15 protein-coding genes and 1 tRNA gene are annotated in these 15,472 nt (G+C 39.7%); 12 read left to right on the forward strand and 4 right to left on the reverse strand.

Going from position 1 to position 15,472, the window contains the following annotated elements:
* Nucleotides 1–14: 14 nt before the first annotated feature.
* The 12 genes from B1sIIB91_RS01745 to B1sIIB91_RS01800 all read left to right on the forward strand — a co-directional run bounded on the left by B1sIIB91_RS01745 (nucleotide 15) and on the right by B1sIIB91_RS01800 (nucleotide 11,537).
* A complete protein-coding gene (locus tag B1sIIB91_RS01745) occupies nucleotides 15–1,172 on the forward strand; it encodes a cysteine desulfurase family protein (protein WP_095687919.1) in 1,158 nt (385 codons plus the stop codon).
* Nucleotides 1,169–2,254: a tRNA 2-thiouridine(34) synthase MnmA gene (gene mnmA, locus B1sIIB91_RS01750; RefSeq protein ID WP_095687920.1), complete on the forward strand. Its 1,086-nt coding sequence runs from the start codon at nucleotides 1,169–1,171 to the stop codon at nucleotides 2,252–2,254. Before B1sIIB91_RS01745 ends, mnmA begins: the two co-directional genes overlap by 4 nt.
* Nucleotide 2,255: 1 nt before the next feature.
* Complete coding sequence (gene ligA / locus B1sIIB91_RS01755; RefSeq protein WP_095688668.1) at nucleotides 2,256–4,283, forward strand: NAD-dependent DNA ligase LigA; 2,028 nt, start codon at nucleotides 2,256–2,258, stop codon at nucleotides 4,281–4,283.
* 153 nt (nucleotides 4,284–4,436) lie between these two features.
* On the forward strand, nucleotides 4,437–4,988 hold the full coding sequence (gene nadD, locus B1sIIB91_RS01760; RefSeq protein ID WP_095687921.1) for a nicotinate (nicotinamide) nucleotide adenylyltransferase: 552 nt from the start codon (nucleotides 4,437–4,439) through the stop codon (nucleotides 4,986–4,988).
* Nucleotides 4,975–5,340: a ribosome silencing factor gene (gene rsfS, locus B1sIIB91_RS01765; RefSeq protein ID WP_095687922.1), complete on the forward strand. Its 366-nt coding sequence runs from the start codon at nucleotides 4,975–4,977 to the stop codon at nucleotides 5,338–5,340. The genes nadD and rsfS overlap by 14 nt, the downstream gene beginning before the upstream one ends.
* Nucleotides 5,340–6,002 (forward strand): histidine phosphatase family protein, encoded by a 663-nt coding sequence (locus tag B1sIIB91_RS01770; protein ID WP_095687923.1) that lies wholly within the window; start codon nucleotides 5,340–5,342, stop codon nucleotides 6,000–6,002. The genes rsfS and B1sIIB91_RS01770 overlap by 1 nt, the downstream gene beginning before the upstream one ends.
* A 27-nt stretch (nucleotides 6,003–6,029) precedes the next feature.
* Nucleotides 6,030–6,102 (forward strand) — tRNA-Ala (locus B1sIIB91_RS01775).
* Nucleotides 6,103–6,133: 31 nt separating this feature from the next.
* Nucleotides 6,134–7,066 carry an oxidoreductase gene (locus B1sIIB91_RS01780; RefSeq protein WP_095687924.1) on the forward strand — a complete coding sequence of 311 codons (933 nt, stop codon included), beginning with the start codon at nucleotides 6,134–6,136 and terminating at the stop codon, nucleotides 7,064–7,066.
* Nucleotides 7,067–7,069: 3 nt separating this feature from the next.
* Nucleotides 7,070–9,526: a leucine--tRNA ligase gene (gene leuS / locus B1sIIB91_RS01785; RefSeq protein ID WP_095687925.1), complete on the forward strand. Its 2,457-nt coding sequence runs from the start codon at nucleotides 7,070–7,072 to the stop codon at nucleotides 9,524–9,526.
* Nucleotides 9,527–9,544: 18 nt separating this feature from the next.
* Nucleotides 9,545–10,069 (forward strand): tetratricopeptide repeat protein, encoded by a 525-nt coding sequence (locus tag B1sIIB91_RS01790; RefSeq protein WP_095687926.1) that lies wholly within the window; start codon nucleotides 9,545–9,547, stop codon nucleotides 10,067–10,069.
* On the forward strand, nucleotides 10,056–10,868 hold the full coding sequence (locus B1sIIB91_RS01795; RefSeq protein WP_095687927.1) for a UbiA family prenyltransferase: 813 nt from the start codon (nucleotides 10,056–10,058) through the stop codon (nucleotides 10,866–10,868). The genes B1sIIB91_RS01790 and B1sIIB91_RS01795 overlap by 14 nt, the downstream gene beginning before the upstream one ends.
* 39 nt (nucleotides 10,869–10,907) lie before the next feature.
* Complete coding sequence (locus B1sIIB91_RS01800) at nucleotides 10,908–11,537, forward strand: HNH endonuclease family protein (RefSeq protein WP_095687928.1); 630 nt, start codon at nucleotides 10,908–10,910, stop codon at nucleotides 11,535–11,537.
* A gap of 60 nt (nucleotides 11,538–11,597) precedes the next feature.
* Here B1sIIB91_RS01800 and B1sIIB91_RS01805 read toward each other — a convergent pair whose 3' ends face one another.
* From B1sIIB91_RS01805 to B1sIIB91_RS01820, 4 genes are all read right to left on the reverse strand, one after another.
* Nucleotides 11,598–13,187: an alkaline phosphatase PhoX gene (locus B1sIIB91_RS01805; RefSeq protein WP_095687929.1), complete on the reverse strand. Its 1,590-nt coding sequence runs from the start codon at nucleotides 13,185–13,187 to the stop codon at nucleotides 11,598–11,600.
* A 183-nt stretch (nucleotides 13,188–13,370) separates the two neighbouring features.
* The gene (locus B1sIIB91_RS01810; RefSeq protein ID WP_095687930.1) at nucleotides 13,371–14,843 is read right to left on the reverse strand and encodes a cryptochrome/photolyase family protein; all 1,473 of its coding nucleotides are present in this window, start codon (nucleotides 14,841–14,843) and stop codon (nucleotides 13,371–13,373) included.
* The gene (locus tag B1sIIB91_RS06135; RefSeq protein WP_095687931.1) at nucleotides 14,840–14,977 is read right to left on the reverse strand and encodes a DUF2256 domain-containing protein; all 138 of its coding nucleotides are present in this window, start codon (nucleotides 14,975–14,977) and stop codon (nucleotides 14,840–14,842) included. The genes B1sIIB91_RS01810 and B1sIIB91_RS06135 overlap by 4 nt, the downstream gene beginning before the upstream one ends.
* Nucleotides 14,978–14,999: 22 nt before the next feature.
* Entirely contained in the window at nucleotides 15,000–15,371 is a 372-nt protein-coding gene (locus B1sIIB91_RS01820; RefSeq protein ID WP_095687932.1) for a hypothetical protein, read from the reverse strand.
* Nucleotides 15,372–15,472: the final 101 nt, after the last annotated feature.

The following is a 15,472-nucleotide window of genomic DNA, read 5'->3' on the forward strand; positions in this document are numbered from 1 at the left end:
TTTAGACTTAGCAAGTGAGTATCTACTTTGATCATGCTGCCACCACACCAATGGTGGAGTCATCAATTCTTGTCTTAAATAAGCAAATAAAAAAACTTGGTAATGCCTCATCCCTGCACTCTGCCGGAAGATCAGTTAGAAAAGATTTAGAGACAGCACGGGAGGAGTTAGCGGCAGCTGTTGGCTGTGATGCTAGTGAGATTATCTTTACTGCAACTGGCACTGAGGCAAATAATTTGGCGATTAAAGGTTTATTTTGGAAAGGTGCTAAAGCTAATAAGAAAGTAATTATTACCTCAACCTTTGAGCATCATGCAGTAATGGATCCAATCGTTTGGCTTACCGAGCATGAAGGTGCTCAAGTTGTTGGTATTAGTGTTGATCGTAAAGGTTTTATTGATTTAGCAGAGTTAGAAGAAGTAATTGAGAAATACCATGATGAAATTTCATTTATTTCGATTATGCACTCCAATAATGAGGTTGGCACCTTGCAAGATATTGCCCAAGTTGTGAAGATGGCTAGAGATATTCCAGTTCACTCAGATTGCGTGCAAAGCTTTGGCAAGGTTGATCTTTCCTTTAAAAAGTTAGGTTTAACGGCGGCAACAATTAGCGCCCACAAAATTGGTGGACCATTAGGTGTTGCAGCTTTAATATTAAAAAAAGGATTAGATATTGAGCCAATTCTTCATGGCGGTGGGCAAGAGCGAGATATTAGAAGTGGCACATTTAATACCCCAGGTATTACCGCCTTTGCAGCTGCTGCAACTGATGCAGTTGAAAATAGGAAAGAGCGAGAATTAAAAGTTAGAGAGTTAAAAAAAGAACTAATACAAACAATTAAGAAAAATGTTTCAGATATTGTCGTAAATGCTGATCAGGAGAAATCACTTCCTGGGATTTTATCTATTACCTTTCCTAAGACAGATTCAGAAGGACTACTTCTTTTATTAGACGCAGAAGGTATTGCCTGCTCAACCGGATCTGCTTGTAGTGCTGGCGTGCAGCGGCCAAGTCATGTTCTACTTGCGATGGGATTAAGTGAGGATGAGACCACATCGACTTTAAGATTCTCACTTAGTTACACAAATACAATAAATGAGATTGCAAGGCTTGGATCAGTTATTTCATCCGTTGTGGCTAGATCAAAGAGTGCGTCAGGGAAAAAATGAAAAAATTAAAGGTAATAGCGGCAATGAGTGGCGGCGTTGATTCTGCTGTTGCAGCAGCCCGCGCAGTAGATGCAGGGCATGAGGTTGTTGGTGTTCACTTAGCGTTATCTTCTAATCCGCAAAAGTATCGCTCAGGTGCTCGTGGTTGCTGCACAATTGAAGATTCACATGACGCGCGAAGAGCAGCAGATGTAATTGGTATTCCTTTTTATATCTGGGATATGGCCGAAGAATTTCATAAGGGTGTAGTTGAAAACTTTTTATCTGAATACCAATCAGGTAGAACTCCTAATCCATGTCTTAGATGTAATGAGAAGATTAAGTTTGAGGCAGTACTAGATAGAGCTAAGGCACTTGGCTTTGATGGAGTTGTAACTGGGCATTACGCAATTACTAAAGAGAATGCTGCTGGAAAAACTCTGCACAGAGCAGCCGATCCTGAAAAAGATCAGTCATATGTACTTGCAGTACTTAGAACTGATCAAATAGAGGGCGCAATATTTCCACTAGGAGATACAGTTAAAACAGATACTCGCAAAGAAGCAAAAGAGCGCGGCTTATTTGTTGCTAACAAACCAGATTCACATGACATCTGCTTTGTGCCATCAGGTGATAATGCAGGTTGGTTACGTGAGCGATTAGGTTCTGAAACTGGTGACATTGTTGATCAAGCGGGCACCAAACTTGGTGAACATAAAGGTGCTTACACATACACAATCGGACAACGCCGTGGACTTAATCTAACTGTGCCAGATAAATCTGGTGAACCAAGATATGTATTAAAGATTGAGCCAAAGAGCAACACAGTTGTTGTGGGAACTCATGAAGAGTTAGCGATTAACACAATTATTGCAACCCCTCCTACCTGGTGTGGACCTGCGCTAGAGTTAAATAAAGAATTACGTGGGTTTGCCCAAGTGCGCGCCCATGGCGCACCACTTGCTACAAATTATAAATTTGATGGTACTAACTTGATTGCTAATTTAGATGAACCAGTATTTGGACTTGCCACCGGTCAAGCATTAGTTATTTATGATAATGATCGTGTAGTTGGCTCTGCCACAATATGTGAAACAATTTAAAATGAGTGCGCAAATCCGGCATAAAATTCAGGAATTATCAGAGGATATTAGAGATCATCAATTCAAATACTATGTTTTAGATGCACCAACTATTACCGATGCTGCTTTTGATAAGTTATGGAATCAATTATTAGCACTTGAAAGTGAGTATCCACAATATAAATTAGAGAGCTCACCAACTCTTGAAGTTGGCGGCGGTTTTGCTACTGCTTTTACTCAACATGATCATATTCAGAAGATGATGAGTTTAGATAACGTATTTGATAGTGATGAGTTAACAACCTGGTTTGAGCGAATTGAAAAAGCTGGGGTTAAAAATAACTGGCTATGTGAAGTAAAAGTGGATGGCCTTGCAATTAACTTACTTTATGAGAATGGCAGATTAACTAGGGCGCTTACTCGTGGTAACGGCGTAACTGGTGAGGATGTAACACTAAATATTAAAACAATTAAATCAATTCCAACTGAGCTAACTGGTAAAGAAATACCAGCCCTTCTTGAAGTTAGGGGAGAGGTTTTCTTTCCACTTAAATCCTTTGATGAATTAAATGATTCATTAGAGGAGGCTGGTAAGCCAAGATTTGCTAATCCAAGAAATGCTGCCGCTGGCTCACTTAGACAAAAAGATCCAAAGATCACAGCGAGTAGGCCGCTCGATGTTGTAGTCCATGGCATTGGCGCTGTGACTGGCGTTAATTTTAATTTGCAGTCAAATGCTTATGAATTATTAAAAGGCTGGGGTCTTCCTACTAGTAGTAGATATAAAGTGGTGGCAAATCGTAAAGAGGTATTAACTTTCATTGATGAGTATGAGAAAAATCGCCACAATGTTGAGCATGAAATTGATGGCGTAGTAATTAAAGTAAATGAGCTAGATGTACAAAATACTTTAGGTTTCACCTCGCGCGCTCCTAAGTGGGCGATTGCTTATAAGTATCCGCCGGAGGAAGTCAGTACAAAATTATTAGATATAAAGGTAAGCGTTGGTAGAACAGGACGGGTAACACCATTTGCTTACATGCAGCCAGTTAAAGTTGCAGGCTCTACCGTTACTAATGCCACGCTACATAACGCCCAAGAGATCATCCGCAAAGGAATATTAATTGGCGATACTGTATTAATTAGAAAAGCAGGAGATGTAATTCCGGAAGTTTTAGCCCCAGTAATTGAAAAGCGCGATGGATCAGAAAAAGCTTTTGTTATGCCAAGTAAATGCCCAAATTGTGGTAGCAAGTTAAGAGCAATGAGTGAAGGCGATGTTGATATTCGCTGCCCTAACTCGCAAAGTTGTCCTGCTCAAGTTGTAGAGCGTTTATTTTATATTGGCTCACGCTCTGCATTAGATATTGATGTCTTAGGTTATGAAGCAGCTACTGCGTTATTAGCAGATAAGTTAGTAACTGATGAGGGTGATTTATTTGCGCTAACACTTAAAGATTTCGGTAAGTCAGATTTCTTTACTAAAAAAGATGGCTCCCGAAGCGTAATTGCTGATCGATTTATTACCGGATTAGAACTTGCAAAGACTCGCCCGCTATGGCGGATTTTAGTTGCACTTTCTATCAGGCATGTCGGGCCAACTAGCGCACAAGCGCTTGCTAACAAGTTTGGTTCAATCACAAATATTCAAAAGGCTAGTGCGCAGGAATTAGCGGATATCGATGGTGTTGGCGCGGTAATTGCTGATGCAATAGTTGAATGGTTTGATATTGATTGGCATAAGCAAATCATTAAGAAGTGGGAAAAAGCTGGTGTCTCCTTAGTTGATGCGCCGAAGGCTAATATAAAACAAACGCTAGCTGGTCTAACGATTGTTGTGACTGGATCACTTAATGACTTTAAACGAGATGAGATTACTGAAGCGATTACTTCACGGGGTGGGAAAGCATCGGCTTCTGTATCTAGTAAGACTGATTTTGTTGTGGCAGGTGAGGCGGCCGGCTCTAAGTTAGATAAAGCACAAGAGCTTGGAATTACTATATTAGATGAGGCAGGATTTAAAGTATTACTTGAGAAAGGGATAAACTAACACTATGAATTTACTTGAGGAGACCACACGGGAATTACCAGCTCCACCTTTAGCATTTGGTCTTATTGCATTTGGGATTTTATCTTTACTTCTTTACTTAACCCTTCGAATTGATCGAGATTAATTATTTCTGCAGTAAATAAAGAGTTTGCAATATTTGGCGGAACCTTTGATCCAATTCACTTAGGACACATTCACCTTATAAAAGAGGTATCTAATAGATTTGAAAAGGTTTTAGTAATTCCCTCAAGGACTCCATGGCTTAAAGAGAATCAACCAGTAGCAACAGCTGAGCAGAGATTTCAAATGGCAGATCTAGCTGTAACGGCTATGGGCCTTAGCCCACAAGTTGAGGTTCTACCAGTAGAGACAAGACGAGAAGGAAATAGTTACACAATAGATACAGTTGAAGAGTTAACTAAAATGTATCCAGGCAATAATTTCACATTAGTTTTAGGATCGGATGCGGCAAATAATCTAAGTAAATGGCATAGATCTGAAGAATTACTCAAAATGGTTGCAGTTTTAGTTGTTAAAAGGCCAGGAGCAAAACCAAGTGATTATGATGAAATACCAATTAAAGCATTAGACATATCATCATCTAAGGTTAGGGCGGCAATTGCAAAGCGCGAAAATGTCAGTAATTTACTTCCCGCAAAGGTAGTTACATTTATTAGAGAGTTTGGGTTATATGGCAGTCGCTAAGGCAACTATTGAATTAACCAAGATCGCCGCTGCAGCTCTCGCCGATAAATTAGGTGATGAAATCATTGCTATTGATCTTTCTGAACAATTAGTTTTAAACCAAGTCTTCTTACTTGTCACCGGAAATAATGAACCTCAACTACAAGCATTAGCGGAAGAGGTTATGAAAAAGCTGGCTGAAGTTGGTGAGAAACCAGTGCGTAAAGAGGGAAGTGGATCTTGGATTCTCCTTGATTACTCCGACTTAGTAATTCATATTCAAAGTGTTGAGCTTCGTAATTACTACATGCTTGATCGACTTTGGAATGATTGCCCTAAAATTGAACTAGATTTAGCAAAGGCGCAAAGATAATGGTAAATATCGAATCACTAATCAGAGTTGTACTTTGGCGACATGGACAAACAGATTGGAATGTTCAAAATCGATTTCAAGGCCACTCAGATATTCCATTAAATAAAGTAGGCCAATATCAGGCGACTGAGGCAGCTAAAGTTTTAGCAGCGCTTCGGCCTAATCGAATAATTTCAAGTGATCTAATTCGTGCGCAGCAAACAGCGGCTCCACTTGCGCAGTTAACTGATATTAAAGTTGAAATTAATCCTGGAATTAGGGAAACAGATGGCGGTCTATGGGAAGGCAAACTTGCATCAGAGAATAGAGAATCTCATGGTGAATTATTTGCTAGTTGGTATGAAGGCGGAGATGAGCCAGCAGGTGTAACTGGTGAGAGAAGAAGTGATGTTGCAAAGCGCGCTGTATCAGTAATTGAAAAAGAGACTGCAAATTTTTCTGGAACAATTGTATTTGTTACCCATGGTGGCACAGTACGAAGTGTTTTAGGTTCAATACTTAATTTACCAATTTCTAAATGGGGCGTAATTGGTGGATTATCAAATGCATGTTGGTCAGTGTTGGAATTAACTAAACATCACACTGGCAGTAAATGGTATTTAGCAGAACACAATGCTGGCTCACTACCTGAGCCTGTCTTTGGAGATGATGCGGTTAATTAGATAAGGTTGGCACTCGTTTGAAATAGCGGGGCTGTGGCGCAGCTGGTAGCGCACTTGCATGGCATGCAAGGGGTCAGGGGTTCAAATCCCCTCAGCTCCACTTAAAAACTATTTAAAATTAAGGAGCATCGGTGTCAAATGCAATAGCAATTCCAGATAACTGGACTGCCACTGATATCCCAGATTTAACTGGAAAAAGATTTCTAATAACAGGTGCAACTTCAGGTATTGGCTTAGCTGCTGCATCTGAGTTAGCAAGGCGAAATGCTCAGGTAGTAATAACAGCGCGAAGTGTTGAAAAAGCTCGCGAAGCCATTAAAAAGATAGGCCCAGGATTAGTTGATTATTTATTGATGGATTTAACTGATTTAGATTCAGTAAGAAAAGCAGCAGCTAGAGTAGATAGAGCATTTGATGTTGTAGTTTTAAATGCTGGCGTAATGGCTACTCCATTTATGAAAACAACAGATGGTTTTGAGCTTCAGATGGGCACAAATCACTTAGGTCATTTTGCTTTTGCTGGACTAATTAAAAATCAAATTAAAGATCGACTAGTTGTAGTCTCAAGCTTTGCCCATAAAATGGGAAATTTTGGTGATAACAGTATTGATAGCATTAATAATATGTGTCTTGGAATTGGTAAGTATCAAAAATGGCCAGTATATGGTTCAACTAAATTAGCCAATCTTTTATTTGTTGCAGAACTTGAGCGGCTTAGAATTACAAATAAGTGGTCATTTATTCCTATTGCAGTCCACCCTGGTTACTCAGATACCAATTTGCAAGCAGTTGCTTCACAGATGCGTGGTGCTGCGATGGAAGAAAAAGTAACAATGGCAATTAATAAGGTATTAGCCCAGCCTGCAAAGCAAGGGGCGCTACCAACTCTGGCCGCCTGTGTTTACCCAGGGTTAATTGGCGCTAGTTTTATTGGACCAAATGGATTTCTTGAGATGCGCGGAACTCCAAAGCTAACTCGGGCTAGGGCGCTTGCTTATGATCAAGTATTAGCGAAGAATTTATGGACGGTAAGTGAAGAATTAACCAAAGTTAGTTGGAATTAAATTATGGCGCAGGCTTATGATTTTAAGGCGGTTCAAGATAAATGGCTGCCGATTTGGGACAAACTAGAACCATTTAAATCAGGTAAGACAGATGATAATCGTCCTAAAAAATATATTTTAGATATGTTTCCTTATCCATCAGGGGATTTACATATGGGCCATGCTGAGGCATATGCATTAGGGGATGTCATAGCAAGGTATTGGATTCAAAAAGGTTTTAACGTAATGCATCCAATTGGTTGGGACGCATTTGGTTTGCCAGCCGAAAATGCTGCAATTAAACGAGATGCTGATCCAAGAGCTTGGACCTATGAAAATATTGATGTGCAAAAAGCATCCATGCGCAGATATGCCTGCTCATTTGATTGGGATCGAGTTCTTCACACATGTGATCCTGAGTATTACAAATGGAATCAATGGTTATTTCTTCAGATGTTTGAAAAGGGTTTGGCCTATCGCAAAGATTCAGCAGTTAACTGGTGTCCTGATTGCCAAACTGTATTAGCGAATGAACAGGTAGTTGCAGGTCTATGTGAGAGATGCGATAGCGCGGTAACAAAGAAGAAGCTTAATCAATGGTATTTAAAGATTACTGATTACGCAGACCGCTTACTTGATGACATGGAGCAGCTAGAAGGTGCTTGGCCTGAAAAAGTATTACTTATGCAAAGAAACTGGATTGGTAGATCAACTGGTGCGCAGGTGGAGTTCGCAGTTGATGAAATGGATCAAAAAATAACTGTTTACACCACAAGGCCTGACACTTTATATGGCGCAACCTTTATGGTCGTTGCTGCAGATTCTGAGTTAGCAGCAAAATTAGTAGCAGGAACACCAGTTGAAACCGAGTTTAAAAAGTATTTAGAAACTGTTAAGGCAGCGAGTGATATTGACCGACTTGCTACTGATCGAGTGAAAACTGGCGTATTTTTAAATCGCTATGCAATTAATCCAGTAAATAACGAGAAGATTCAAATCTGGGCATCAGATTATGTATTAGCTGATTATGGAACTGGCGCCATTATGGCTGTTCCAGCACATGATCAAAGAGATTTAGATTTTGCTAAAGCGATGAAGCTACCAGTACGCGTAGTAATTAATACCGGCCAAGAGGATCCAAATACATCAGGTATTGCAACATCTGGAGATGGTGAAGTTATTAACTCTGGATCAATCTCGGGACTTGGCAAAGATGAAGCGATTGCAAAAATTATTAAAGAAATTGAGAGTAAAAAGATTGGCAAAGCAACTAAAAATTATCGACTACGTGATTGGTTAATCTCTCGTCAACGTTTTTGGGGAACACCAATTCCAATTGTGCACTGCGATAAGTGCGGACTAGTACCTGTACCGCAAGATCAACTACCGGTGGCATTACCGGATGTAAAGGGATTAGATCTAAAACCAAAGGGATCATCTCCACTAGGAGCAGCATCTGATTGGGTAAATGTTAAATGTCCAAAATGTAATGCTCCTGCTAAGCGAGATGCGGACACGATGGATACATTCATGGATTCATCTTGGTACTTCCTTCGTTACACATCAATTAACAATCATGATGTTGCATTTGATCAAAAAGCAGTTGAGACCTGGCTTCCAGTTGATCAATATGTTGGTGGAGTAACTCATGCAATCTTGCACCTTTTATATTCACGCTTTTTCACAAAAGTATTACATGATCTTGGCATGCTCTCATTTACTGAACCATTTACTAGGTTATTAAATCAAGGCATGGTCTTAAAAGATGGCTCAGCAATGAGTAAGAGCCGGGGAAATTTAGTTAAGTTATCTGATGAGTTAGATAAGCATGGTGTGGACGCAATTCGGGTTTCATTAGTATTTGCTGGTCCACCTGAAGATGACATTGATTGGTCAGATGTTTCACCCACTGGTTCATTAAAGTTTTTAAATCGTGCTTGGCGAATTAGCCAGGATGTAACTAGTAAACCTGGAATAGATTTTAAAAAGGGTGATCTTGAGCTTAGAAAAGTAACTCATAAAGCGATTGCAGATATTGAATTAGCAGTTGAATCATTTAGATTTAATGTTGTAATTGCCAGAATTATGGAGTTAGTAAATGCCACAAGAAAAGTAATTGATTCAGGTGCTGGTCCAGGTGATGCAGCAGTGCGTGAGGCAGCAGAGGCAATCGCGTTATCACTATCCCTAGTTGCTCCATACACAGCTGAGGAAATGTGGGAGTTCCTTGGACATAAACCAGCAATCGCTAATGCTGGTTGGCCAGTCGTAGATAAATCATTGCTTGGCGCAGATAATGTAATTGCAATCTTGCAGGTAAATGGCAAGATTAAAGATCGTATTGAGGTCTCACCTAATATCTCTCAGGATGAGCTAGAAAAGCTTGCAACAGATAATTCTCAGATTAAAGCTGCCTTAATGGGTATGCAGGTTAAAAAAGTGATCACAGTTACACCAAAGCTCGTAAATTTTGTAATCTAAGAAGTGTAAAATTTACCTATGCGCCTAACTTTAATTATCACTCTACTTCTTGCACTTACTCCTTCTGCTAATGCTGCAAATACTGGAGGTGGATCCGCCCCGGCCCCAGCTCCGGTAGCAACTCCAACACCTACGCCAACCCCAACACCAACTCAAGTTGCGCCGACTCCAACACCGGCAGCTGTTAAGACAGTAAATGCTGAGTTAGCTAAGGTAACAACTTTGCTTAATGCAAATAATTTTAAGCAAGCACTCTCAGATCTAAAAGTAATTGATTCTGAATTTAAAAATAATGCTGATGTTAATAACCTGCTTGGATACAGTTCTAGAAAACTTAAGCAATACAAACCAGCTGCTACATACTATGAAAAAGCATTAAAGATAAACCCAAATCATCTTGGCGCCCTTGAGTACCAAGGTGAGTTATTTGTATTAACCAATAAAGTATCTGCTGCAAAAAAGAATCTAGTAAAGTTGGAAAAACTTTGTGGATTAAAATGCGGTGAGTACTTGGATTTAAAGAAAGCTATTGGCAAGAAGTAATTTGCTAGCTTTACTTAAAGCTTCACATTTTGGCCCCACCATTGCAGTCACCACAGTTTCATACCTACTTACCACCTCACTTTGGTGGGAAGGACCAGCATTTGTAATAGCCATTGGGGTATTTCTTGGTCAATTACTAGTTGGCTTTACCAATGATTTAATTGATTACTCAGATGATCTAAAACATAATCGATTATCTAAACCACTAGTTAGTGGTGAACTTACGACAACTAAACTACGCAGAGCTATAAAAGTTGTTATACCTTTCACTATTTTGTTAAATATTTTTGGCCCACTTGGTATTAAGGGCGGGCTGATTTATTTATTTGGTGTTGGTATGGGAGTTAGCTATAACTTTTACTTTAAATCCACACTGCTCTCACCAATTCCATACGCTCTTGCCTTTGCTGCCTTAGTTTCATCCATAATAGTTTCAACAGATCGCACGCCACCGCTTTGGTTTATCACCGCAGCAGCATCCCTTGGTGTTGCTGCCCACTTTGCTAATGTGCTTAAGGATATTGATCAAGATTTAGCATCAAAAATTAAAGGCTTACCTCAGCGGATTGGTAAGAAGGGCTCAAGAATAATAACTAGCCTCTTACTAGTTACAGCTACATTAATTCTTCATAACGCTAATCCAAATATGCCACTACTTATAGTTGGACTAGTTTTTGCAATTATCACCTCATTTGCGCCTAATAGGATCATCTTTAAGTCACTAATGATCACAGCAGTAGTTGATGTAATCATGTTTATAAATGCCACTGATCAAACTCTCGGTAGTTTTACAGTATAAATACTTGCTTTAAGTAAGCATTACTAAGAGTATTACTAGATGAGACGGATAGTTGTATTAGCCCTACTACTTACAACTCTGCCACTTTCAAATACTGCCCAGGCTGATCAAGATGCTCTGATGGTTTTAAACTCTCTTGAGGTTAAGGGCAGAGCAGCAAAGACTGGTTATGCCAGATCCCAATTTCCACACTGGTCAGATCCAGACCGAAATGGCTGTGATGCTAGAAATGACACCCTAAAACGCGACTTAACTCAGATTAGTTTTAAAGGCGGAACTCGTGATTGCAAAGTATTAACTGGTCAATTATTAGATCCATTTAGTGGCAAGGTAATTGCATTTAGTAGTACAAAATCAATGATCGATATTGATCATGTGGTGGCCTTATCTAATGCATGGCAAACAGGGGCGGCCTACTTTGATAAAACGAAACGAGCAGCAATTGCCAATGATCCACTTAACTTAATTGCAGTTGATGCTAAGTTAAATCGACAAAAAGGTGATGGTGATGCTGCTACATGGCTACCACCACTTAAGAGTTACCGATGCGATTATGTTGCAAGGCAAATTGCAGTTAAAGCGAAGTATGGCCTTTGGGTAACACAGCCAGAAAAGGGTGCAATCATTAAATTGCTAGAAAAGTGTGAAGGGCAGAAGATTTCAAATTAAAAAACATCCCCAGCCAGTGGAAGGGTACCGGCTAGGGATGTTATTAGTTAGACAGAGATCTTATGAATAGATTTCTGTCCAATTATTTACCTTCATCACATACCACTGACCACCCTCTACGGCATTTTCAATTCCGAAAGGAGTTGGTGATAAGTCTGGTCGTGACTTTGCTGGGGTTGCATGGATCTGCGCAACTAGCATGTAGTACTTAGCTTTATCACTACTGCCACTCTTTAAATACTTAGTGACATCGATAATTCCACTTGATTCCTCATCTTGAGTAATAAAAGCGGTAGCACCAGTAGTGAAGTATTCAGACTTGAATTGAGCAACAGTTGCTAACTTGCCATCTGAGATTCGGTAGGAAACTACTCGAGCAATCGCTGCGTTATTACCTGGATCCTCCTGGATTAAAATGTTTCCAAGATCATCAACAACAATATTATCTGGCTTAGATAGATATGGTGCCTCTGAGCCATCTAATAACATCGTTAATGTGCCACCCTTAAGTGGATCATTAACATCCTTAAGACGCAGACGCCATAGCGCTCCACCATCACGAGAAACAGTTGGTGTTGCTGGGTTTGGCGCAGTTGCCTTTGGATCCTTATTTGATTCAGTAGTTACAAAGTAGTAATCATTTGGCTTCTTTGGATCAAAGTGGCCGTCTTCAACGCGGGCTAGCTCCATACCAAGCTTATTAGCCTGAGCATTTTGAGTCTTGCCGTTTACTTTCCAATCAATGCTTTCAAATGAGATTGGTGCGCCTTTGCCCTTGCCATACTTTGCACGGAACTCATTGTCATTAGCAACATCAGTTGCTAAAACATAGAGTGAACCATTTGCAAGTCCAGCCTGCTCATACCAGCTACCATCTTTTTGCTTATTGCCTTTATACATCCAAAGTTGGCTATCAATTGCAGAGCCATCCTCATTACCAAAGACCACTGTGCTCTTTGTTGTAGTTGGTGCTGGCACAAATGTTTCCCAAGCAGAAAGTCCAAATCTTGGCATCTGCGCAAAATCTCCCTCTTCATTACCAGCAAAGCCACGGGACTCATCTCCGCCCTCTTCACCAGTTAGATAAACTGCACCTTTGTAACCAATACCGGCGCTCTTGCTATAAAAAGTGCCAGCATCTGCAAGTGTTGATGAACAGAAACGATTCATTAGAGTTGCGTGATTAATGCTGCCGTATTGATCTTTTGCTTCAGCACCCTTCGGAGCAGTTGGCTCATAGGTGTAGTCAAGTGCTTTGTAATCAAACCACTCAACAAACTGCATGAAATCCTTGCCAGCAACAATCTCTTTTTTACTTAAGTCATAATGCATTTCACTAACATATGAACCATTAGTTAAGCCAGCACTTGAAGCTCTTGCAGCTGCAACAGCATTGCTGTTACTCCACTCATGATTTGTTACTACTCTTAATTTATTTCCACTTTGAATAACGCCCATACCATCTGGGATACCACCAATTAGGTAATTACCAATTCGATCACCTGCGGTGGCAAATGGGGTAAGTGTGACGGAAGCATTTGCCCCTTGCATATATGTAATTCCAGCTGCTGCATTCGCCGGAACAGTTGAGCTAATTAAAGCGGCAACCAAAGCGGCTAGCAGTAAATTAGATTTTTTTACTTTAAGCATTTAGCTATATCTCCTTTAGAAGTTATTTATGGCGAGGAAGTTGAGGGTATTTAATAATTTTTTAGTTAATAGATGATTACTTAACGCCAACTGGAGGCTAACAAATATGAAATTTTTAGATAGATTCAATTACTTAGTTAACCCATTGTGAACAAAGGGTTAACTAATTTCTGAAAATATTGATTAAATCTCGCCCTTTTCCAACCCCGCTAAAACCTTAGCTGCTCGCTGCCTAACCTCTGGCATATCTTTAAGTCTGCCGATTCCAAATAATTGCTGACTCATTCGGTGATTGCCTTTAAACTCTTCTAAATTTCTATCTAGAAAGTCCCAATATAAAGTTGTAAATGGGCAGGCATTATCACCAACTCTAAGCTTTGGATCATAAAAACAACCTTTGCAGTAATTACTCATCTTTGAGATGTAAGCCCCACCTGCTGCATATGGCTTAGTCATCAACACGCCATTATCTGCGTGCACACCCATCCCAATTACATTTGGCACCATCACCCAATCACTAGCATCAATAAATACCTGCCTCATCCACTGCAGAAATTGCTGCGGATTAGTTCCAGTAATTAAAGCTAAATTACTAAGCAGCATGAGACGGGGGATATGGGCAACCCAAGCACGCTCATTAATATCTGACACGGTAGTTTTAATGCAATTCATTTTGGTTTTATCTGGATCAGTAAATAGAGGCAAGAGATCACGCTTTGCATTTAAATGATTACCTTCTTTGTAATCCTGCCCTAAATACCAATACATTCCATTTACATACTCACGCCAGCCAATAATCTGGCGGATAAAACCTTCAGCTGATGCAATTGGAATATCACCTTTTTCAAACCTTTTAACGGCTGCATCTATCACTTCACTTGGATGAAGTAGGCCGTTATTTATATAAGGACTAAGCAGTGAATGATGAAGTGCCCAGTTATCACTAGTCATGGCATCCTCATAAGGACCAAAGCTTTTAAAGTGATTATCTAGGAAGTTTTTTAATACTTTTTTAGCACCAGCTCTGTTTGTTGCCCAGGTAGTACTAGTTTTAATACCTAATTCCTTTGCAACTTGAATATCAATCTCATCTGGTTTGTGATCTAAATATGGCGGAAATTTGTAGCCCTTAGGAAGTGGTGAGCGATTTTCTTTATCAAAGTTCCAAGCACCACCTACTGGCTTACCTTTTTCTACCAAAATATTTAGCCGCACCCGTTGGTTTCTATAAAAGGATTCCATTAGATAACTTTTTTGATTATCTGCCCACTCTTTAAATAATGATTTAGGTGTTAAAAAGAAATCACTTTCAACAAATTTAACGCCAAAATCAGATAATGATTTGTGTAATCTAAATGATGAGGGCGCACAGGCTGTGATTGGCAGATTCTTATACTTACCTTGCACTATTTTTAATCCATCAACAGTCGTGCCAGCTTTTTGATAGATAACTGTAAAACCAGCATCTTTTAGCTCTTCGGCAAAGTGAAGAGCACTTGAGATAAGAAAATAGAGTCGTATTTTGTTCCAATGATCACCAGTGACCATTCGATCACTTTGAACTAAAACAATTAGATCATTTTTTGGATCAGCGTTTTTAAGAGCACCGTACTTTGTATTTAATTGATCATGACTGACATAGATTATTTGCTTCATTTCTTACCCGAACACCGTTTACTACAGTACTTAACCTGCTCCCAATTCTTTGCCCATTTTTTTCGCCACTCAAAAGCGAGGCCACATGTGACACATACTTTTGGCTCAAAGCCATTTTTAATCTTTGCCCGCATAGGGCAATTCTAGGCGTCTGCCTTAATTTCTTATTAGATTTACTAGGTATGAGATAGAAAAGCCAAAGCCGATAATTGCATAAGCGATCGCAAATGGGGTTAATTCATTCGGTATAAAGATAGTTAAAAAGCCAAGGCCAGCTGCTGCGATGAACATCACTTTTGCAACAAAGCCTAATGATGAAGCATTATTTAACTTTGAGTTCTGCCACATATTTCCAGCCAGAGCAAATAAAGTTATTGCAATCATTCGCATCGCCCAGATCATAGAATTTGAATCATCAGCGCCGAGTAGATCTAAAAATAAGGCGGGTGCGATTAGAAGAAATAGCGCAGATGCACCAAAGACTATTGAGCCAGCTTTAAGTGTGTTCTTAATCCCGTGCTGATACATGAAATAAGGCTAGACCTCTATAAATATGAATAACAAGAGGGCGTGGGGGAAAATCTGAAGATTTCTAACCAATTTTTAAGTTCCATATGCTTAAATCACCA

Origin of the sequence: Candidatus Nanopelagicus abundans (assembly GCF_002288305.1) — a bacterium.
Classification (GTDB): domain Bacteria; phylum Actinomycetota; class Actinomycetes; order Nanopelagicales; family Nanopelagicaceae; genus Nanopelagicus; species Nanopelagicus abundans.

Coding starts and splice junctions, on each gene's coding strand:
- B1sIIB91_RS06135 (WP_095687931.1), bottom strand. CDS start 14,977: ATGCGGGCAAAGATTAAAAATGGCTTTGAGCCAAAAGTATGTGTCACA.
- B1sIIB91_RS01805 (WP_095687929.1), bottom strand. CDS start 13,187: ATGCTTAAAGTAAAAAAATCTAATTTACTGCTAGCCGCTTTGGTTGCC.
- B1sIIB91_RS01770 (WP_095687923.1), top strand. CDS start 5,340: ATGGTAAATATCGAATCACTAATCAGAGTTGTACTTTGGCGACATGGA.
- B1sIIB91_RS01820 (WP_095687932.1), bottom strand. CDS start 15,371: ATGTATCAGCACGGGATTAAGAACACACTTAAAGCTGGCTCAATAGTC.
- B1sIIB91_RS01790 (WP_095687926.1), top strand. CDS start 9,545: ATGCGCCTAACTTTAATTATCACTCTACTTCTTGCACTTACTCCTTCT.
- leuS (WP_095687925.1), top strand. CDS start 7,070: ATGGCGCAGGCTTATGATTTTAAGGCGGTTCAAGATAAATGGCTGCCG.
- rsfS (WP_095687922.1), top strand. CDS start 4,975: ATGGCAGTCGCTAAGGCAACTATTGAATTAACCAAGATCGCCGCTGCA.
- B1sIIB91_RS01800 (WP_095687928.1), top strand. CDS start 10,908: ATGAGACGGATAGTTGTATTAGCCCTACTACTTACAACTCTGCCACTT.
- ligA (WP_095688668.1), top strand. CDS start 2,256: ATGAGTGCGCAAATCCGGCATAAAATTCAGGAATTATCAGAGGATATT.
- mnmA (WP_095687920.1), top strand. CDS start 1,169: ATGAAAAAATTAAAGGTAATAGCGGCAATGAGTGGCGGCGTTGATTCT.
- B1sIIB91_RS01810 (WP_095687930.1), bottom strand. CDS start 14,843: ATGAAGCAAATAATCTATGTCAGTCATGATCAATTAAATACAAAGTAC.